Below are 18,396 nucleotides of genomic sequence, written 5' to 3' on the forward strand. Positions count from 1 at the left end.
GCATCGGATTCTGCGCGTTCGGCGAGGCCATCCGCATCGGATTCTGCGCGGGCCCGTACCGGATTCGGCGTGCAAAACCGGTTTGGCCGGGGAAGAGCGGGGACAAGTCCGGGGCCAGGGGCCGGGCAGGGGGCGTATCGAACTCTGCGCGGGCGGATTCGGGGCGGCCGGCTTGCGTATGGAACTCTGCGTGGCCGGAATCGGGACCGCCGCCGGCCGGGGCCAACGGGCCTGTGCAGGACTCTGGCCCCTAAGCGTGGATTCCCGGGAAAACTCCGAAAGGGCACGGGACTCCGCGGAGCCGAATCGTGACAGATCGGTTGCGGCCCTGAGGGTGCTTCCGACGATTCCGTCCGGAGCCGGAGGCGAGGAAGGCGAACACGACGTGACACGCAGCGGGAGGGTTTGAGGGCGCGCCATGTCGGGGCTTGAGGCCAAGATCGCCGCGATCCGCGACCCGGATCTGCTGGCGGAGCTGGAGGCGGCGCGGGGCGGGTTCCTGTTCGCGCCGATCGTCGAGCACCTGCTGTACCGCCAGCGCGAGCGCGACGCCGCCCGGGCGCAAGAGGGGGCGCAGGCCGAGGCCCGCGAGGCCATGGGCCGCGACCGCCGCCGCCGCGACGCCGTGCGCGAGGTGATCGAGAGCGAGCCCACCGGCCCGGAAAACCTCCAGCACCTGCACTCGGTGCTGGCGCTGTGCGGCCTGCCCTACCGCGATCCCGGCGACGCCCGCGACTTCGTGCGGGAATACGGCCGCAACTCGCTGAGCCTCTCGGCCGGGCGCCTCAAGAACCCGGTCACCGGCGAGATGGAGCTGCAGGGCCTGCCCTACGGCCCGAAGGCCCGGCTGGTGCTCCTGCATCTCTGCACCGAGGCGGTGCGCCAGAGAAGCCCGACCATTGAGGTCGCCGACAGCCTCTCCGGCTTCATGAAGGCGATGGGGTTCGCCGTCACCGGCGGCGAGCGCGGCACCATCGGCGCCTTCAAGGAACAGCTCAACCGGCTCGCCGCCTGCTCGATGCAGCTCGGCCTGTGGGACGGGGAGGGGCAGGCCTCGACCCTCAACGTGCCCCCCTTCCGCCAGCTCGAACTCTGGCGGCGGGGCGAGGACGGCCTGGTCTGGCAGCGCACCGTCTCGTTCCACCAGGACTTCTACGACAGCCTGATCCGCCACGCCCTGCCGGTCGATATCCGCGCCGCGCGCGCCTTCTCCGGCTCGGCGCGCAAGCTCGACCTGCTGTTCTGGACCGGCTATCGCCTGCGCGCCCTGCAGCGCCCCCTGCGGCTGACCTGGGACAACCTGCACCGCCAGTTCGGCGCCGAGAACGCCAGCCTGCGCAGCTTCCGCCAAGCCTTCAAGGCGGATCTCGCCGGCCTGCTGGAGGTGTTCCCGCGGCTGCGGATCGACCTCGACGAGGGCGGCATGCTGCTCCACCCGGCCGATCCCGGCAGCCTCCTGGTGCCGCCCAAGGCCGCCCGCTCCGCGCGCGCGACGGCAACAGCGGCCCGCGCCTGAGGACGGGCTGGCAGTTTCTGATTGGAATATTCCTTATTCTCTCCTCAGCCTCCCGTAGTTGCACGGAATATCCCGTATGAGGGGGCTCAAGACTTCCGGCCTAGGGACGAGAGACCGGTTCATTCCGTCTCGGAGACGGTTCGGCCTGCCTGTTCCGGCACGCTGAAGGCTTCTCAGACCGAGATGCTGGGGGCGCAGCCTCGAAGCACGCCGCGACGCTTCTGTCGGCGCAGCAGGACCGTGGGATCAGCCGTTCCGGGATGCGTCGACGCCAAGCGCCCGCTCGGCACCTCGGCATCAGACGCGGGGGGCTTTCCCAAAACCGCGCAAGCCGGCTTCATCGCGCCGGCTCGCCAGGGAAGAAGCCGCACGGAATAGAAAGAACTCGCATTCCTGTTCTGGCCATGTCATGCTCTATTCCCAATGTTTTCCCTTGTTGGGAATGAGCGAGCGGGAACGCCGGGATGGTCCTGTCGGAAGCTGAGGCTTTGGCGCGGCTGGAGGCGCTGCGTCGGCAGCGTGACGCGATCGAGCGGCAGATCGCCGATCTCCTGCTCTACCTCGAACTCGGCCGCCGGCTCGGCGGCCCGCCCGCGCCGGACGAGCGAGGGGACGCGCCCGCCCCAGTTCCGCAACCCGCTCCGCAGCCGGTTCAGGCACCGGCCTCTGCTCCTCCGCCTGCGGCCGAGCGCGCGAAACCGCCTGCGCCGGCTTTCAGCGCGCCGGACAAGGGAGAGGCCGGCCTGTCGGAGACGGTGCTCGCCCGCCGCTACGGCCGGGCGGTGATCGAGGCGGCCCTCGCCGTCCTGGAGGAGGCGGGTCGTCCGCTGCATGCCAGCGAGATCCTGGCGCGGATCACCGAGCAGGGCTTTTCCCTGCCGGGGCAGGATCCGGTGGCGGCGCTCAACACCCGGCTCTGGAAGCGCTCCGGCCCCGGCGGCCCGCTCAAGCGGTTGGGCGAGGCCGTCTACGCCCCGGCCGATGCGGAGGAAGGATAGGGTTCTCTCGTCCGCCGCGGCCCTGAAACGCGAAGAGGCGGCTCCTTCGGGAGCCGCCTCTTCGCGTCGCTTCTCTCGTGGGGGGCGTCCTCAGCGCGAGGCCGTGACGGAGCCGGTCGATTCCGCGGCCTCCCGCCGGTCCAGGTCCAGTCCGAGAGCCGTGGCCGGCGGATGGGCCTGGGCGAAGGCGCTGCCGTCGCGGGCCAGGGCCTCGCCGTGGGCGAACAGCGCCTTCATGTAAGGCTGGTCGAACGGCTTCTCCGAGGTCTTGGCGAAGCGCCCGTCGATCAGGGCGATCCGGAGATCCAGGCCGGTGCGCTCGGCAAAGCCCTTCGAGAGCGCGAGCGCCGCGCGGGTCTGCGCCTTGATCGCCGCCGACATGGTGCGGCCGAGCACCGAGAGGGTGGTGCGCGAGGCCATCTGGAATTCCGGTTCGAGCCGGTTGTTGACGACCAGGTAGACCCGGTGCGTCGGCAGGCGCAGCCGCGCCTCCCCGTCCAGGGCGGCGGCCGGCGCGAGGTAGAACGGGGCCATCGCCCCGCCGTCGTCGTGCAGCTCCGCAAACGTCTTGGTCTTGGTGCCGTCCTTGGCCCCATCCTTCGCCTCGGCGGGGATCGCCACCGGCGGGAAGACGCCGGGCACCGCCGTTGAGGCGAGCACGATCGCGCGGAACAGGCTCAGGGCCCGCGGGTCGCCGGTCTCGGCGTTGCGCTGGGCAATCGCGCCCATGTCCCACAGCACCGGCCGCTCGCTGTCGACCTGCGTCGTGGCGATCAGCAGGCGGCGGCCCTTGCCGTGCTCGGCCGCCACCGCCTTGAGCAGGGCCGGCGTCACCGCGCGCCCGATCCGTTCTTTCAGCGGCCACGTGTCGGTCAGGGAATCGGGCGTTCCGCCGAACTCGAACACGTCGGCGGCCGAGATCTCGGTGTAGTTCTCGCGCAGCGCCGCGTCGGCCTTCTGGCCGAGGGTCGGTGCCGCGAAGGCGAAGGGCGCGATCAGCGCGCCGGTCGAGACGCCGGTGACGACGCCGAATTCGGGGCGGTCGCCGCGCTCCGACCAGCCGGACAGCAGGCCGGCGGCAAACGCGCCGTTCTCCCCGCCCCCGGAGAGGACGAGCCAGGGATCGGCAGCGCGCGCCGCCCCGTCGATCAGGGACTGGAACGCGCGCACGTCGTCCCCCGCGATCCTGACCGAGGCCGGCAGGCCCTCGGGACGTGCGGTCGCGGCTTGGGCGGCTGTGTAGTCCGGCCGCTCGTCGGTCGATTTCTTCGCGGCCGGGGCGGCCAGCGCCCCCTGCGACAGGGCCAGCGCGACGAGGACGCCGGTCAGGGGCCGGCCGATCCGCCACGGGCGGAGCGGCAGGGTCGGTTGATGGAACTGTTTCGGCATCGACGCACGTCTCCCGACGGTGTTCGACAGCCCGCCTCGGCCGGAAAACACGGGTCGTGGCGGTCCGTTCCGTCCGGCCGGCCCGGCGCCGAATGCTTCGCCGGACAAGCTTTGCCGTCTCCCGCGTTCCGCGGTCACGCTGCCGCGGGTCCCAAGACTGTCTTGGCCGCCGGGCCGCGGGCGCGAAGACGATAAACGTCTTGATGAAAACGCCTGAACTGTCGGAAATTCTCTTCCGATTCGGATCACGGCGCAATCTTCGCTTTCGGATCACCCGTCGGCGGATGCGCCGCCTCGAACCGTGACGCCCCGTGCGCGGGCGCACAAACCGCCGCAGTGGGCGAAGCGCGCGGACAGGTGAGGGGGGAGGACCAAGGTCGGCTTTACGCCGGGGGGCGCCGTGCTCTAACGCCAAGGACAGAGGCGGAGGGCCTACGCCAAGCCCGATGCGAAGCCGGAGACCGAGAGCCGATGAAACTGCCGCGCCGCTTCTTCCAGCCGCTCGCCGCCGGTGCGCCCGAGCCGTTCCGCGACCTGCCGATCAAGCTCGAGCGGATGATCCACTTCGTGCCGCCCCACAACGAGAAGGTCCGCGCCCGCGTGCCCGAACTCGCCAAGACGGTCGATGTGGTGCTCGGCAACCTGGAGGACGCGGTCCCCGCCGACCAGAAGGAGGCGGCGCGCAACGGCTTCGTCGCGATGGCCAAGGCCACCGATTTCGCGGCCTCCGGCACCGGCCTGTGGACCCGCATCAATGCCCTGAACTCGCCCTGGATCCTCGACGACCTCTTCACCCTCGTGGCGGAAGTCGGCGATAAGCTCGACGTGGTGATGGTGCCCAAAGTCGAAGGCCCCTGGGACATCCACTACATCGACCAGTTGCTGGCCCAGCTCGAAGCCCGCCACGGCGTCAAGAAGCCGATCCTCGTCCACGCCATCCTCGAAACGGCCGAGGGCGTGGCCAATGTGGACGCCATCGCCTGCGCGAGCCCTCGCATGCACGGCATGAGCCTGGGGCCGGCCGACCTCGCGGCGTCGCGCGGCATGAAGACCACCCGCGTCGGCGGCGGCCACCCGGATTACCGCGTCCTCAGCGATCCGAAGGGCGAGGAAGCCCGCGCCTCCGCCCAGCAGGATCTGTGGCACTACACCATCGCCCGGATGGTCGACGCCTGCATGGCCAACGGCATCAAGGCGTTCTACGGCCCGTTCGGCGACTTCTCCGATTCGGCGGCCTGCGAGGTGCAGTTCCGCAACGCCTTCCTGATGGGCTGCGCCGGCGCCTGGACCCTGCATCCGAGCCAGGTGGCGCTCGCCAAGACCGTGTTCGCCCCCGATCCGGCCGAGGTGAACTTCGCCGCTCGCATCGTCGAAGCGATGCCCGACGGCACCGGCGCGGTGATGATCGACGGCAAGATGCAGGACGACGCCACCTGGAAGCAGGCCAAGGTCATCGTCGACCTCGCCCGCCTCGTGGCCGAGAAGGATCCGGATCTCGCCAAGGTCTACAATCTGCCCTGATCGTCGCGGATGGTGGCCTCGCGTTGGAACGGAAGGGGCGCGAGGCCTATCTATCGGTCATGACCCAGACCAGCATGAGAACCGCGAAATTCGGCCTCGGGGCGGTGGTCCGGCACCGGATCTACCCGTTCCGCGGCGTCGTGTTCGACGTGGACCCGGAATTCGCCAACACCGAGGAATGGTGGCTCGCCATTCCCGAGGAGGTCCGGCCGCGCAAGGACCAGCCGTTCTACCACCTGCTCGCCGAGAACGCGGACAGCGAGTACGTCGCCTACGTCTCCGAGCAGAACCTCGTGCCCGACACCTCCGGCGAGGCCCTGCGCCATGCCGGCATCCCCGAGGTGTTCGAGCGCAGCGCCGACGGCGCCTACCGTATGCGGATCGGCCACGCGAACTGACCGTCGTTCCGCCCGTCGGGCCGGAAGCGTAACGGTCCCGGCGCGGAACGCTTTGTTCAACCGCGACCGCTATCAGGTGCAGCAACGTAAGAGCATCGTCCCGAAAGGTGGCCGCCGCCTTTCGGAGAAAGATGGTGCAAGAACAAGAGACGAGCGCATCGTGCCGGATCCGGTCTCCAGCCCGATGCGCTCGCGTTGCATGAGGTCCTGATCGCGATGGACGTGGTCACCATGCTGTTCATGAGCCTCGTGGCGGCCGCCGCCGCCGCGGGCTTTCTCGCGTTCGAGTGGCGGACCCTGCGCAACCGGGTGCTGCTGTTCTGGAGCGCCGGCTTCGCCGTCATCGTCCTCGGCAGTTCGCTGTCGCTGCTGCGCGCCACTTCCTTCCTCGTCGGGGTCTGGTTCGCCAACGGCCTGCTCGTGGTGGCCCATCTCCTGTTCCTGTTCGGCGTCGCCCGCTTCACCGGGCGCCGGGTCGCGCCCCTCTGGTGGGGCCTGCTGCTGCCCTGGGCCGGGCTCCTGCTCCTGCCCGAGGGAATCGACCCCACCCCCGTCTTCGCGATCACGGGTTCCACCCTCGTCGCCGCGGTCGCGCTGAAGGCCGCTCACGGCCTGCTGTCGCGCGCGGGCGCGCCGTTCGAGGAGCGGACCGCGGCTTCGGACGGCCTCGGCTTCGTCTTCGCCGTCCACGGCGCCTTCTACGCCGCCAAGGCGCTGATGGTGCCGCTGCCCGGCGCCTTCGTCAGCATCGTCGGCTTCAAGGGCGTGCTGATCCAGGTCTCGCTGGTGGAAGGCATCGTCGTCGAGGTGCTGCTCGCCCTGCTGATGGCCGCCGCCGTGCGCCGCCGCCGTGAGGAGGCGATGACGGCCTTGGCCGAGCGCGACGCCCTCACCGGCCTCTACAACCGCCGCGCCTTCGAGAGCCGGGCGCAGGCGGCGCTCGACGCCATGGCCGCGCGGCATCGGCCGGGGGCGCTGCTACTGCTCGACATCGACCGCTTCAAGACGGTCAACGACAGCTTCGGCCACGCCGTCGGCGACCGCCTCCTCGTGGGGCTGGCCGAGGTGCTGACAGAGGTGCTCGAAGCCGGCCCGACACGGGAGGCGATCCCGGCGCGGCTCGGCGGGGACGAGTTCGTGATCCTGGCGCCGGGGCTGGACGAGGCGGCGGTCCGCGCGCTGGGCGCGGCGATCGGCGCCCGCATGGCCCGCGCGGGCGGGCGGGATCTGCCGGCCGGCGCCACGGTGAGCATCGGCGCCGCCCTGTTCACCGCGGGGTCGGTCAAGCCGGACCTGTCGCTCGAATCCCTGACGGCCTCGGCCGACGCGGCGCTCTACGAGGCGAAGCGCCAGGGCCGCGACCGGCTGCACCTCCGGCGCCTGGTGCCGCCCGCGCCGGAACGCGGCTGCGGGCACCGCCGGGCGGACACGGCGCCATCCCCGCTCGCCTCCGGGGAGGGCTGCTGCGCCTGAGGGCGCCGGGACCCGCTTCAAGGCTCAATCACGGCCCGACGACGAAGGGGCACCCGCATCGCGGACGCCCCCGTCGATCATTCAGTGTCTCTCACAAAACTCCCATTGCTCAGTCGTCTACAGAGCGAGAACGGCCGGTGATCGGGAGTTTTGTGAGGCACTCTCAGTCGATTGAAGGAGAGACCGGACCGGTCCCGACCGGCGTCAGGAGATCAGGTCGAGCTTGGCCGTCTCGAAGCCGCCCGCCTGTAGGGTATCGGGGAGGGCGGAGGAATCGGGATAGCCGGCCTCGCGGGCCATGGCGTCGAGGGCGGTGCGCTCGTCGTCGGCGCTGCCGGTCCAGAGGATGGCGCCGCTGGTCTTCTGCCGAATCTGGAAGATGCTCATGGTGAACCGTCCGTCGTCGAAAATCTCTCGACGGGACAACCCAGCGAAACCAGCCCGGTTGCAGGAGTGAGCGCAGGAAAGACTGATTCGAGCACCGTCTTCGGACGGGTCGGCGGATGAAAGCTTCGTTCCCGTACGGCAACACAGTATGATGTTGCAGCGCGCCGACGATCGGGCGCCATGAAATCGCCGGTTGCGACACGGAATTAGGCTGCGGCGCATCGGCGCGCCCTAAAGGCGATTCGCGATGTCGACCCGCTCCCTGCCTCGTTCCGTCGCGGTTCTGCTCGCCGCTGTCTGTCTCGCCGGCCCGTTTTCCGTCCGCGCGACCGAGGCCCCTCCTACCTCTTCCGTACCCGATCCGGCCGCACTGCTGCCCGCGGTGAGCGTGGTCCCGGCCGAGCGGCGGGAGATCGTCGAGCGGGCGGTGGTCACCGGGACGCTGGTGCCTCGCGACGAGATCCTCGTCGCCCCCGAGGTCGAGGGCCTGCGCATCGTCGCCCTGCTGGTCGAGGAGGGCGACCGGGTCGAGCGCGGCGCGGTGCTGGCAAAACTCTCGCTGGAGATGATCGAGACGCAGGAGGCCGCCAACCTCGCGACCACCGCGAAGGCCGAGGCCGCGATCATCCAGGCCCGCAGCCAGATCGTCCAGGCGCAGGCCGTCCAGACCGAGGCGCGCCAGGCCCTGGAGCGGGCGCAGGCGCTGGTGAAGACCGGCAACGCCACCGCCGTCACCCTGGAGCAGCGGGTCTCGGCGGCGCAGGGCGCCGACGGCCGGCTCGACGCGGCACGCGCCGGGCTGGCGCTCGCCGAGGCGGATCTCGCCGCGGCGCGGGCGCAAGCGCGCGAGATCGGCCTGCGCCGGGCCCGCACCGAGATCCGGGCTCCGGAGGCCGGCATCGTCAGCCGCCGCACGGCGCGGGTCGGCGCCACCGCGAGTGCGGTCGGCGAGCCGCTGTTCCGCCTGATTGCCCGCGGCGAGATCGAACTGGAGGGCGAGGTGCCCGAATTCGCCCTGCCGCAGTTGAAGGTCGAGGCCCCGGTCCGCCTCGAATGGGAGGACGGGCGCGTGACGCCCGGCGCCGTGCGCCGGGTCTATCCCGAGGTCGACCGGGCGACCCGCCTCGGCCGGGTCCGCATCCGCCTGGACGCCGACCCGGCCCTGCATATCGGCGCCTTCGCCCGCGGCCGTGTCGAGGTCGCCCGGCGCGAGGGCGTGGCGGTGCCGCTCGCCGCCGTGCTCTACGCCGCCGACGGCTCGGCCGGCGTGCTCGCCGTCGCGGACGGCCGCGTCTCCGCCCGCCGGGTCGAGACCGGCCTCTCGGCGGAAGGATTTACCGAAATCCGCTCCGGCATCGCCGCGGGGGAGGCCGTGGTCGCCCGCGCCGGCTCGTTCCTGCGCGACGGCGACCGGGTGCGGCCCGTGCTCCCCGCCGTGCCCCAAGCCGCGGCCGGGACTCGCTGAGGATCATCGCATGCGCCTCAACGTCTCGGCCTGGGCGATCCGCAAGCCGATCCCCTCCCTCGTGCTGTTCCTCGTGCTGATGGTGCTCGGCCTCGTCAGCTTCCGGTCCCTGCCGATCACGCGGTTTCCCAACATCGACATCCCGATCGTCTCGGTGACGATCACGCAGTCGGGCGCCGCTCCTTCCGAACTGCAGACTCAGGTCACGAAATGGGTCGAGGATTCGGTGGCCGGAGTGAAGGGGGTCAAGCACATCCTCTCGACCATCTCGGAGGGCGCCTCGGTCACCACGATCGAGTTCCGCCTGGAGGTGAACCAGGACCGCGCCGTCAACGACGTGAAGGACGCGATCTCCAAGATCCGCATCAACCTGCCGCGCACCATCGACGAGCCGATCATCAGCCGCGTCGAGATCGCCGGGTTGCCGATCATGATCTACGGCGCCTCGGCGCCGGCCATGACGCCCGAAGACCTGTCGTGGTTCGTTGACGACGTGGTCGCCCGCCAGCTCCAGGGGGTGAAGGGCGTGGGCGGCGTCGAGCGGCTCGGCGGCGTCGCCCGCGAGATCCGCGTGACCCTCAAGCCCGACCGGCTGCTCGCGCTCGGCATCACCGCGGCCGACGTGAACCGGCAATTGCGCCTCACCTCCGCCGACATGGCCGGCGGGCGCGGGGAACTCGCCGGCGGCGAGCAGTCGATCCGCACGCTCGGCGCCGCGTCGAGCCTGGAGACGCTGGGGGCCACCTCCATCGTCGTGCCAGGCGGGCGCAAGGTGCGCCTCGACGCGTTGGCGAGCCTGATGGACGCGGCCGAGGAGCCGCGCACCTTCGCCCGCTTCAACGGCGAGCCGGTGGTGGGCTTCGCCATCTCCCGCGCCATGGGAGCGAGCGACGCCGAGGTCGCGGTTGCGGTCGCCCGGCGCATCGAGACGCTGCACGCCGAGAATCCGGGCGTGCGCTTCGACCTGATCGATACCAGCGTCGTCAACACCATCGGCAATTACCACTCGGCGATGATCGGCCTGCTGGAGGGCGCCGCGCTCGCGGTGATCGTGGTGTTCCTGTTCCTGCGCGATTGGCGCGCCACGCTGATCGCGGCTCTGGCGCTGCCGCTCTCGGTGCTGCCGACCTTCTGGGTGATGAGCGCGCTCGGCTTCTCCCTCAACGCGGTCAGCCTGCTCGCGATCACGCTGGTGACCGGCATCCTCGTCGACGACGCCATCGTCGAGATCGAGAACATCGTCCGCCACATGCGGATGGGCAAATCCGCCTACCGCGCCGCGCTGGAAGCCGCCGACGAGATCGGCCTCGCGGTGATCGCCATCACCGCGACCATCATCGCGATCTTCGCCCCCGTCTCCTTCATGCCCGGCATCGCCGGCCAGTACTTCAAGCAGTTCGGGCTCACCATCGCGGCGGCGGTGTTCGTGTCGCTGCTGGTGGCGCGCCTGATCACGCCGCTGCTTGCCGCCTACTTCCTGCGCGACCACGGCCCGGACCACGCGCGCGAGGGTTTGATGATGCGCGCCTACACCCGCCTCGTGGCGTGGTCGGTGCGGCACAAGTACCTGACGCTGATCTTAGGGCTGGCCTGCTTTGCCGGCTCGATCGCCTCGACCCGGCTCCTGCCCGCGGGCTTCATCCCGGCCGAGGACGCCGCGCGCACGATGTTCGTAGTCGAGCTGCCCCCCGGCGCCCGGCTCGACGACACCCAGCGCCTCTCCGACGGCCTCGTCGAGACCCTCCGCCGGATGCCCGAGGTCCGCTCCGTCTTCGTCGATGGCGGGCGCCAACTGCCCGGCAAGAAGGAGGTGCGGCTGGCGAGCCTGACCGTGAACCTCACCCCGAAGAGCGACCGCGCCCTGACCCAGAAGCAGGTCGATCTCAAGATCTCAAGCGTCCTGCGGCAGGTGCCCGACATCCGCTTCTGGTCGCTGCAGGAGGGCGGGCAGCGGGAATTCGCGCTGATCGTGTCGGGGCCCGACAAGACGGTGGTGGCCGACGTCGCCGCCCGGCTCCAGCGCGAGGCGGCGGGCGTGCCCCACCTCGTCAACGTGATCTCGACCGCGCCGCTCGACCGCACCGAACTGCGCATCACCCCCAGACCGGGCGTGGCCGCCGATCTCGGCGTCTCGACCGACGTCATCGCCGAGACGGTGCGGGTCGGCACCATCGGCGATATCGCCGCCAACCTCGCCAAGTTCAACGCCAAGGACCGCCAGATTCCGATCCGGGTGATGCTGCCCGAGCGCCTGCGCGGGCAACTGCCTGAGATCGCGAGCCTGAAGGTGCCGGTGAAGGCCGGCGCGGCGGTGCCGCTCGCCACCGTGGCCGACCTGACGCTCGGGCGCGGCCCGACCGCCATCGATCGCTACGACCGCACCGTGCGCGTCGCCATCGAGGGCGACCTCCAGGGCTCGGACGCGCTCGGCTCGATCATCGAGCAGGTGATGGCGCTCCCCGCCGCCACGAACCTTCCCGAGGGCGTCACCATCCGCCAGACGGGCGATGCCGAGATCATGGGCGAGGTGTTCGAGGGCTTCGCGCTCGCCATGGGCGCCGGGCTGATGATGGTGTTCGGGGTCCTCGTTCTGCTGTTCGGCAACTTCCTCCAGCCGCTCACGATCCTGTTCTCGCTGCCGCTCTCCATCGGCGGGGCGATCCTCGGGCTCTTGATCTTCCACATGCCGATCTCGATGCCCGTCGTCATCGGCATCCTGATGCTGATGGGCGTGGTGACCAAGAACGCGATCATGCTGGTCGATTTCGCCATCGAGGAGATGGCCCGCGGCGTCGATCGCGTCACCGCCATCGTCGATGCCGGCCGCAAGCGGGCGCGACCCATCGTGATGACCACCATCGCCATGGCGGCCGGCATGGTGCCCTCGGCGATGGCGCTCGGCATCGGCGGCGAGTTCCGCGCGCCGATGGCGGTGGCGGTGATCGGCGGCCTGATCGTCTCGACCGGCCTGTCGCTCGTGTTCGTGCCGGCGATCTTCCTGCTGGTCGATGACCTGTCGCGGCTGTTCGTGCGCCTGTTCGGCCGCTTCGTCGGCGAGGCGGACGAGCCGGCGGCGGGGCAGGGCGGAGCGGAGGAGGAGCCCTATCGTCCGGGCTTGCCGGCCAACCTTGGCGGGCTCGACCGGAGGCCGGCCGCCGCCGAGTGATCCCGTTCGTGCGAGGCGCGGAATCGGAAATTCATACCAAATCCGGTCGATTCCTTCGGGATGGCGGATTTAGGTTTCGGCGGGATCCCATCGCGCCCGCGCGATGGGTGCCCTCCTCAAGGGCCGCGCGGGCTGAGCGGTACGCTCCCCGCTCCGATCGAGCGGAGACCGGATCAAACAGATCGAACGAATTGTATCAGTGCTGGTCCGGCTGGGTGGCCGTTCCGGGACGGCAATCGGAATGACGCTCCGAGATGGAACAGCGAGACGAATACGGGGTCGTCTTGAGATAAACTGCCGAAACAGGGGCCTAGAGTATCGCTTTAGGCCTCGCGTCCGAAGCGAGGCGCGGTGAAGTTTCATGGAGGCTATACCGACGTCGGCGGCGAGGCTATGAATTGTGCGAATACGCTGGGGTTGCATGGCCGGGAGAGTGCGAAGCTTTTCGAAACACTTTTGATGTATCCGGGCCAAGCTACCGCTTCGCGTCCACCACGGGCCTTGCGGCCGATGGATGACCGATGCGGGAACCGCGAGACCGAGACGGACGCCAGGACGCGAGCCAACGTCGCCGGGACGAACGCCCCGAGGATGTCGTCGTCCTCGTCTCGGATCGCCGCGAGCGGGCGGAGCGTCTGGCCCGCGGCATCGCCCTCGTCCTGCCCTGCCGCGTGATCGAGCCCGGCGCAGGCTTGCCGGCCGGCCGGCCCATCGCCTTCGTCGTCGATCTCGCCACCGACCTCTCCGCGGACCGGGCGGACGACCGGAGCCGTGCCTGGATGACCTGGCTCGCCAGGAACATCCGCGAGAGCGGGCTGCCCTGCCTCTATCTCGCCCGCGGCAACGCGGCCCAGGACGCGGCGGCCGCGGCCTTGCTCGGTGCGCCGACGGTGATCGATCCGCGCCAATCCGCCGGCATCGTCCCGACGCTTCAACGCCTCGTCGCGCAGGGGAAGGCGAGGGGCGGGCGCGCCACGGCCCGCGGCGTGCCCGCGGCGGCCGGCGGGCCGCCCGAGATGCGGGTGGCGCGGGCCACCGCGCTCGTCACCGATCTGTTCGACAACGCCGCCGCCGGCCGGCCGCCGACCCCTGCAGAGGCTGAGGAGGGCACGCAGATCGTGCTCGACACGGTCTCCGAGATCGGCATCCGCGCCTGGCTCGATCTCGTCTGGCGCCACGACATCCAGGTCTACCAGCACTCCTTGAGCGTGGCGGGCTTCGCCGCCGCTTTCGCCGCCGAACTCGGCTTCTCCCGCTCCGACCGGCAGCGCCTGGCCAAGGCCGCGCTCCTGCACGATGTCGGCAAGGCGCTGATCCCCCAGGCCATCCTCAACAAGCCGGGCCCGCTCACGGCCGAAGAGATGGCGGTGATGCGCACCCACGCCGCGCTCGGCGCCGACCTGCTGGCCGGGGAGAGCGCCTTCGGGTCCGACATCCTCGACGTCGTGCGCTACCATCACGAGCGCCTCGACGGGTCCGGCTACCCGGAGGGTCTGAGGGGGGCGCAGATCGGTGACCTCGTGCGGCTCGTGGCGATCTGCGACGTGCATTCGGCCTTGACCGAGCGCCGGGTCTACCGCCCGCCCCTCTCCGCCGCCGAGGCCGCCGCGATCATGGACGCCCAGGCCGGCCAGCTCGATCCCGACCTGCTGCGGGTCTATCGCCCGATCATCGCCCGCGCCGGAGGCGCCGCCGGCGGACCCTCCGTATTGGGCTGATCCCAGGGTTTCCAAAGGGCGACCCCTGTGGCGGGGCGCCGGGGTGGAACCCCGGCATTCTTCCAGGGCTCCGCCCTGGACCCGCGAAAAGGCTCGCCTTTTCGAAATCCGAAGTCTTCGCGTCGATCAGGCGCGCGCCGCGGCCCGCTCCGCCAGCAGGCACAGGATCTCGAAGGCGATGCCCGCGCCCGCCAGCGCCGTGATGCCGGCAGGGTCGAGGGAGGGGGCGACCTCCACCACGTCCGCCCCGACGAGATCGAGGCCGCGCAACCCCCGCAGCAGGTGCAGGGCCTCCCGCGTGGTGAAGCCGCCGATCTCCGGCGTGCCGGTGCCGGGCGCGAAGGCGGGATCGAGGGCATCGATGTCGAAGCTGAGATAGGTCGGGCCCTCGCCCGCCACGGCGCGGGCTTCCGCGGCCACTTCCGGCAGGCCGCGGGCGCAGACCTCCTCCATCGTGAGGATGCGCATCCCCTGCGCCAGCGCCCAGTCGCGCTCGTCGGCCGCGTCCATGCTGCCGCGCAGGCCGATCTGGATGCAGCGGCGCGGGTCGAGCACGCCCGCCTCGACGGCGCGCCGGAACGGCGTGCCGTGGGTCAGCCGCGACCCGCCATACTGGGCGTCGTCGGTGTCGCTGTGGGCGTCGATGTGGATCAGCCCGAGGGGCCGGGCGGCGCCGAGCGCCCGCAGCACCGGACCGGTGATGAAGTGGTCGCCGCCGACCGTGAGCGGCACGATCCCCGCTTCGGCGAGCGGCCGGTAGAACGCCTCGATCCGCCGGGCGGTCTCGGCGGTGTCCACGGGGTTCACCGGCACGTCGCCGAGATCGGCGCAGGGCGCCAGGACATAGGGCGCCACGCCCGTGGCGTGGTTGAGTGCCCGCGTGCCGGTGGAGGCCTCGCGCACCGCCCGCGGCCCGAGCCGCGCGCCGGGCCGGCCCGTGGTGGCGCCGTCGAAGGGGATGCCGATCAGACCGATCTCGACCTGATCCGCCGCCTCGGCCGGATCGAGCACCGGAAGCCGCATGAAGCTCGCGAGACCGGAGAAGCGCGGCGTCACCATCCCGGAGGCCGGCTGGAACCGTGCCAGGCGCTCCGCCCGCGTCTTGGCCGGTGTCTTGGCCGGTGTCCTGGCCCGCGTCTTCGCCCGCTCGTCCGCACACCGATCCACCATGACGAACTTCCCCCGCCGCGTCCTCGCGGCCGCATCAAGCCGTCCGGAGCGCTCGCCCGCAAGCCTCTCCCCGCCCGTGCCGTCGATCCCGGTGCCAGATCCCAATGGCCGGCTCAGGCCGACGCAGACTACGCAGAGGTCGTCCGGAGCGCGGATACATCTGCTTTCAAGGGCGTTGGCGATCCAGGCTCGTGCTACGGCCAAGTTTACGCGGTGCGCCGACTCGGTCGATCGGTCGTGCGGCGGATCGGACGACCGGCGCAGCGGGCGGGTGCACCGGACGAGCGGAGAGAGGATGACGGTTCATGGCAGCTCAGGTCGCGGTCATCGACCGTTCGGAGGCCGCGGATTGGGACGAGGCTCTCTGGCAGCAGCCCGCCGCCAACATCTACGCCTCGCGGAGCTGGGGCACCTACAAGGGCCGGCTCGGCTGGAGCGTCCGGCGGGTGGCCCTGTGCGACAACGGTGAGGATCTCGCCTACATCCAGTATCAGGAGCGCCGCAGCGGGCCGCTCCGCCGGATCCTCGTTCAGGGTGGGCCGGTTCTCACCCCGCGCGGTCAGTCGCGGGCGGAGGCGGTGCTTGCCGCCTTCCTCGACCATCTCGCCCTGCGCCCGACGGATCTGCTCGCGGTGAAGAGCTACCGGCCCCAGGATCCGGAAGGGGTCACCGCCCTCCTGTCGCACCGCTTCGTGCCCGTCGTCACGGCCAAGGATCACACGATCGAGATCGACCTGACGCCCGGCACGGCCGCGCTGCTGGCCACGTCCGACCGGCGCTGGCGCCGGGAGGTCAAGAAGGCGGAGGGCCTGCCCGATCTCACCGCCGTCTTCCTGACGGATCCGGACGAGCGCCTGCGGGCCTTCGACACCTTCGTGCGGATGTATGCCGCCCTGCAGCAGCGCAAGGGCTTCTCGAACGACCTCGACACGAGCGCCTATCGCGACCTCGCGGCGTCCGATCCGCACCTGCTCTTCCTCGAAATCCGCGAGGGCGGGGAGCCGATCCTGGTGCGCATCGTCCACACCGCGCGGGACCGCTGGACCGACTTCTTCACCGCCTCGAACGAGCGGGCGCGGGCGACCGGCGCGGCCAGCTTCGCCGTGTGGCGGATCATCGAGCGCGCCCGTGAGGAGGGCGCCAGCCGCTTCGATTTCGGCGGCGTCGATCCGGCCGACAACCGCGGCGTCTTCGACTTCAAGCGGGCCCTGAGCCGCAACGTGGTTCAGGGCGGCCCGACCTGGATCTACGCGCGCAACACCGTCGTCCGCCGCGCCGCCGCGACCGCCCTGTTCCTGCGCTCGGTCTGAACGCGGAGCCCGTATCAGCCCCGCTGCTTCGAGCGCAGGCTGCTCGTATCGCCCGAGGTGTTCGTCATCGGACCGGCGGGGCCGCTGGAATTGGCCTCCTCCCCCGCACGGCCGCCGCTTTGGCGGGCGCCGACATGGTCGTGGTATTGCTCGGTCTGGACGTGGCGGCTGTCGAGGCCGCGTTCGTCGGAGTGCCGGGACTTGTCGCGATTGCTCAGCACCTCGTTCTCGCCGAGGATGCCCTCGGGCAGATCGGTCATCGCGCCGCTGCCGTCGCCCTTGCCCTGCGCGCCGGGGCCCATGCTGTGCCGGTCGGCCTTGGCCATGATCTCGCTCCTGTCGCTGTGAGTGGCGTGGAGCAACGATCTGGGCACTGGACCGAAGAGAGCAAGCTGAGCAGAAGAAAACTTAAAGGTCTCTCGCAGAGGAACATTTTCGCGCCCCGAGGGATCGGCGCGTTGTTGCCTGCACATTCTTGCCTGATCGCCCGCGGGTGAGGCTCAGCGCGACTGGGCTGCCAGCAATTTCGCGAACCGCGCCACCAGCCGCCGTCCGACTTCCTCCTTGCCGAGCTTCGGCCAGGTCTCGACGCCCCCCTCGCGCCCCACGAGATGCACCGTGTTCTCGGTGCCGCCCATCACCCCGCCCTCCGCCGAGACGTCGTTGGCCACGATCCAGTCGCAGCCCTTGCGCGCGATTTTTGTCCGCGCGTTGTCGAGGACGGCGTCGGTCTCGGCGGCGAAGCCGATGACCAGAGGCGGGCGCCCCTCGGCACGGCCGGCGATGGTGGCGAGGATGTCCGGATTCTCGACCAGTTGCAGCGGCGCGGGCGTCGTGCCGTCCTTCTTGATCTTGCCCGCCCGCGTCTCGGCCGGGCGCCAGTCGCCGACCGCGGCGGCGAAGATCGCCAGATCGGCCGGCAGCGCCGCCTCGACCGCGGCGAGCATCTCGCGGGCGCTCTCCACCCGCACCACGGTGACGCCGGCCGGATCGGGGATCGCCACCGGCCCCGAGACCAACGTGACCCGCGCGCCGGCTTGGGCGGCGGCGGCGGCGACCGCGTGGCCCTGGCGGCCCGAGGAGCGGTTGGCGAGGTAGCGCACCGGATCGATCGGCTCGTGGGTCGGCCCCGAGGTGACGAGCACGTGCCGCCCGGCCAGCGGTTTTTTGGACGGCTCGCGCCCGGCCAGGAAGCCGAGGCCGGGGGGCTCGGCGCGCTGCGCCAGCAGGGCTTCGAGGGCGTCGGCGATCTCGTGCGGCTCGGCCAACCGGCCGGGGCCGAACTCGGCCTCGGCCATCGCCCCCTCGTTGGGACCGACCACCGCGACGCCGTCGGCCTTCAGCGTCGCGAGGTTGCGCTGGGTGGCCCCGTGCAGCCACATCCGCACGTTCATCGCCGGGGCGATCAGGATCGGCAGGGTGGTGGCGAGCAGCACGGTCGAGGCGAGGTCCGGCGCGTGGCCGGTCGCCATCCGCGCCATCAGGTTGGCGGTGGCCGGCGCCACCACGATCGCATCCGCATCCCGCGCCAGCTTGATGTGGCCGATATCGGCCTCGCTCTCCCGGTCGAACAGATCGGTATGCGCCCGCTCCCCGGCGAGCGCGGCCGCCGCCAGCGGGGTGACGAATTCCTGGGCCGAGTCGGTGAGCAGCGGGCGCACCTGCGCCCCGCGCTCGCGCAGGCGCCGGATCAGGTCGAGCGCCTTGTAGGCGGCGATCCCGCCGCCGACGATCAGGAGGATGCGGCGGCCGGCGAGGGATTTTTCGGATGAAGCGGACATGGGCGCAGAACGGGGATTTGTGAGACGCGCGTCAAGGGCGGGAAGGTAGGTTCCTTCAGCCAGCGATCATGGCTCCGATGCACTCCTTTCGTCGGCCTACAACA

General features: G+C 70.8%; 14 protein-coding genes. 9 read left to right on the plus strand and 5 right to left on the minus strand.

The window, feature by feature from the left end:
• Nucleotides 1-418 precede the first annotated feature (418 nt).
• Nucleotides 419-1,516: a replication protein RepA gene (locus LPC10_RS20010; RefSeq protein ID WP_231344016.1), complete on the plus strand. Its 1,098-nt coding sequence runs from the start codon at nt 419-421 to the stop codon at nt 1,514-1,516.
• Between the two features lie 464 nt (nt 1,517-1,980).
• Nucleotides 1,981-2,514 carry a winged helix-turn-helix domain-containing protein gene (locus LPC10_RS20015; RefSeq protein WP_231344017.1) on the plus strand — a complete coding sequence of 178 codons (534 nt, stop codon included), beginning with the start codon at nt 1,981-1,983 and terminating at the stop codon, nt 2,512-2,514.
• Between the two features lie 90 nt (nt 2,515-2,604).
• Here the strand turns inward: LPC10_RS20015 and LPC10_RS20020 are convergent, their stop codons facing one another.
• Nucleotides 2,605-3,903 carry a patatin-like phospholipase family protein gene (locus LPC10_RS20020; protein ID WP_231344018.1) on the minus strand — a complete coding sequence of 433 codons (1,299 nt, stop codon included), beginning with the start codon at nt 3,901-3,903 and terminating at the stop codon, nt 2,605-2,607.
• A gap of 471 nt (nt 3,904-4,374) precedes the next feature.
• Between LPC10_RS20020 and LPC10_RS20025 the strand changes: the two genes are divergently transcribed.
• The 3 genes from LPC10_RS20025 (at nt 4,375) to LPC10_RS20035 (ending at nt 7,295) form a co-directional block, all read left to right on the plus strand.
• The gene (locus LPC10_RS20025; RefSeq protein ID WP_231344019.1) at nt 4,375-5,424 is read left to right on the plus strand and encodes a CoA ester lyase; all 1,050 of its coding nucleotides are present in this window, start codon (nt 4,375-4,377) and stop codon (nt 5,422-5,424) included.
• 59 nt (nt 5,425-5,483) lie between these two features.
• Nucleotides 5,484-5,822, plus strand: coding sequence for a heat shock protein HspQ (gene hspQ, locus LPC10_RS20030; protein WP_231344020.1), 339 nt, complete (start codon nt 5,484-5,486; stop codon nt 5,820-5,822).
• A gap of 195 nt (nt 5,823-6,017) precedes the next feature.
• The gene (locus LPC10_RS20035; RefSeq protein ID WP_231344021.1) at nt 6,018-7,295 is read left to right on the plus strand and encodes a diguanylate cyclase; all 1,278 of its coding nucleotides are present in this window, start codon (nt 6,018-6,020) and stop codon (nt 7,293-7,295) included.
• 204 nt (nt 7,296-7,499) lie between these two features.
• Here LPC10_RS20035 and LPC10_RS20040 read toward each other — a convergent pair whose 3' ends face one another.
• Nucleotides 7,500-7,682, minus strand: coding sequence for a hypothetical protein (locus LPC10_RS20040; protein WP_231344022.1), 183 nt, complete (start codon nt 7,680-7,682; stop codon nt 7,500-7,502).
• A 247-nt stretch (nt 7,683-7,929) separates the two neighbouring features.
• Here LPC10_RS20040 and LPC10_RS20045 point away from each other — a divergent pair, with 247 nt between their 5' ends.
• From LPC10_RS20045 to LPC10_RS20055, 3 genes are all read left to right on the plus strand, one after another.
• Complete coding sequence (locus tag LPC10_RS20045; RefSeq protein ID WP_231344023.1) at nt 7,930-9,147, plus strand: efflux RND transporter periplasmic adaptor subunit; 1,218 nt, start codon at nt 7,930-7,932, stop codon at nt 9,145-9,147.
• A 10-nt stretch (nt 9,148-9,157) separates the two neighbouring features.
• Nucleotides 9,158-12,313, plus strand: coding sequence for an efflux RND transporter permease subunit (locus LPC10_RS20050; protein ID WP_231344024.1), 3,156 nt, complete (start codon nt 9,158-9,160; stop codon nt 12,311-12,313).
• Between the two features lie 521 nt (nt 12,314-12,834).
• Nucleotides 12,835-14,031 carry an HD-GYP domain-containing protein gene (locus LPC10_RS20055; protein WP_231344025.1) on the plus strand — a complete coding sequence of 399 codons (1,197 nt, stop codon included), beginning with the start codon at nt 12,835-12,837 and terminating at the stop codon, nt 14,029-14,031.
• 126 nt (nt 14,032-14,157) lie between these two features.
• Here the strand turns inward: LPC10_RS20055 and speB are convergent, their stop codons facing one another.
• On the minus strand, nt 14,158-15,090 hold the full coding sequence (gene speB, locus LPC10_RS20060; RefSeq protein ID WP_231347096.1) for an agmatinase: 933 nt from the start codon (nt 15,088-15,090) through the stop codon (nt 14,158-14,160).
• A 416-nt stretch (nt 15,091-15,506) separates the two neighbouring features.
• On the opposite strand from speB, the gene LPC10_RS20065 reads away from it, so the two are divergent.
• Nucleotides 15,507-16,511 carry a GNAT family N-acetyltransferase gene (locus LPC10_RS20065; protein ID WP_231344026.1) on the plus strand — a complete coding sequence of 335 codons (1,005 nt, stop codon included), beginning with the start codon at nt 15,507-15,509 and terminating at the stop codon, nt 16,509-16,511.
• A 14-nt stretch (nt 16,512-16,525) separates the two neighbouring features.
• On the opposite strand, the gene LPC10_RS20070 is transcribed toward LPC10_RS20065, so the two are convergent.
• Both LPC10_RS20070 and coaBC read right to left on the minus strand, forming a co-directional pair.
• The gene (locus LPC10_RS20070) at nt 16,526-16,837 is read right to left on the minus strand and encodes a hypothetical protein (RefSeq protein WP_231344027.1); all 312 of its coding nucleotides are present in this window, start codon (nt 16,835-16,837) and stop codon (nt 16,526-16,528) included.
• A gap of 174 nt (nt 16,838-17,011) precedes the next feature.
• Nucleotides 17,012-18,292, minus strand: a complete 1,281-nt coding sequence (gene coaBC, locus LPC10_RS20075; RefSeq protein ID WP_231344028.1) for a bifunctional phosphopantothenoylcysteine decarboxylase/phosphopantothenate--cysteine ligase CoaBC — start codon at nt 18,290-18,292, stop codon at nt 17,012-17,014.
• Between the last annotated feature and the right edge of the window lie 104 nt (nt 18,293-18,396).

The organism is Methylorubrum sp. B1-46 (genome assembly GCF_021117295.1).
Lineage (GTDB): Bacteria > Pseudomonadota > Alphaproteobacteria > Rhizobiales > Beijerinckiaceae > Methylobacterium.

Coding starts and splice junctions, on each gene's coding strand:
- coaBC (WP_231344028.1), bottom strand. CDS start 18,292: ATGTCCGCTTCATCCGAAAAATCCCTCGCCGGCCGCCGCATCCTCCTG.
- LPC10_RS20010 (WP_231344016.1), top strand. CDS start 419: ATGTCGGGGCTTGAGGCCAAGATCGCCGCGATCCGCGACCCGGATCTG.
- speB (WP_231347096.1), bottom strand. CDS start 15,090: ATGGTGACGCCGCGCTTCTCCGGTCTCGCGAGCTTCATGCGGCTTCCG.
- LPC10_RS20025 (WP_231344019.1), top strand. CDS start 4,375: ATGAAACTGCCGCGCCGCTTCTTCCAGCCGCTCGCCGCCGGTGCGCCC.
- LPC10_RS20015 (WP_231344017.1), top strand. CDS start 1,981: ATGGTCCTGTCGGAAGCTGAGGCTTTGGCGCGGCTGGAGGCGCTGCGT.
- LPC10_RS20020 (WP_231344018.1), bottom strand. CDS start 3,903: ATGCCGAAACAGTTCCATCAACCGACCCTGCCGCTCCGCCCGTGGCGG.
- LPC10_RS20050 (WP_231344024.1), top strand. CDS start 9,158: ATGCGCCTCAACGTCTCGGCCTGGGCGATCCGCAAGCCGATCCCCTCC.
- LPC10_RS20065 (WP_231344026.1), top strand. CDS start 15,507: ATGGCAGCTCAGGTCGCGGTCATCGACCGTTCGGAGGCCGCGGATTGG.
- LPC10_RS20070 (WP_231344027.1), bottom strand. CDS start 16,837: ATGGCCAAGGCCGACCGGCACAGCATGGGCCCCGGCGCGCAGGGCAAG.
- hspQ (WP_231344020.1), top strand. CDS start 5,484: ATGACCCAGACCAGCATGAGAACCGCGAAATTCGGCCTCGGGGCGGTG.
- LPC10_RS20040 (WP_231344022.1), bottom strand. CDS start 7,682: ATGAGCATCTTCCAGATTCGGCAGAAGACCAGCGGCGCCATCCTCTGG.
- LPC10_RS20055 (WP_231344025.1), top strand. CDS start 12,835: ATGCGGGAACCGCGAGACCGAGACGGACGCCAGGACGCGAGCCAACGT.
- LPC10_RS20045 (WP_231344023.1), top strand. CDS start 7,930: ATGTCGACCCGCTCCCTGCCTCGTTCCGTCGCGGTTCTGCTCGCCGCT.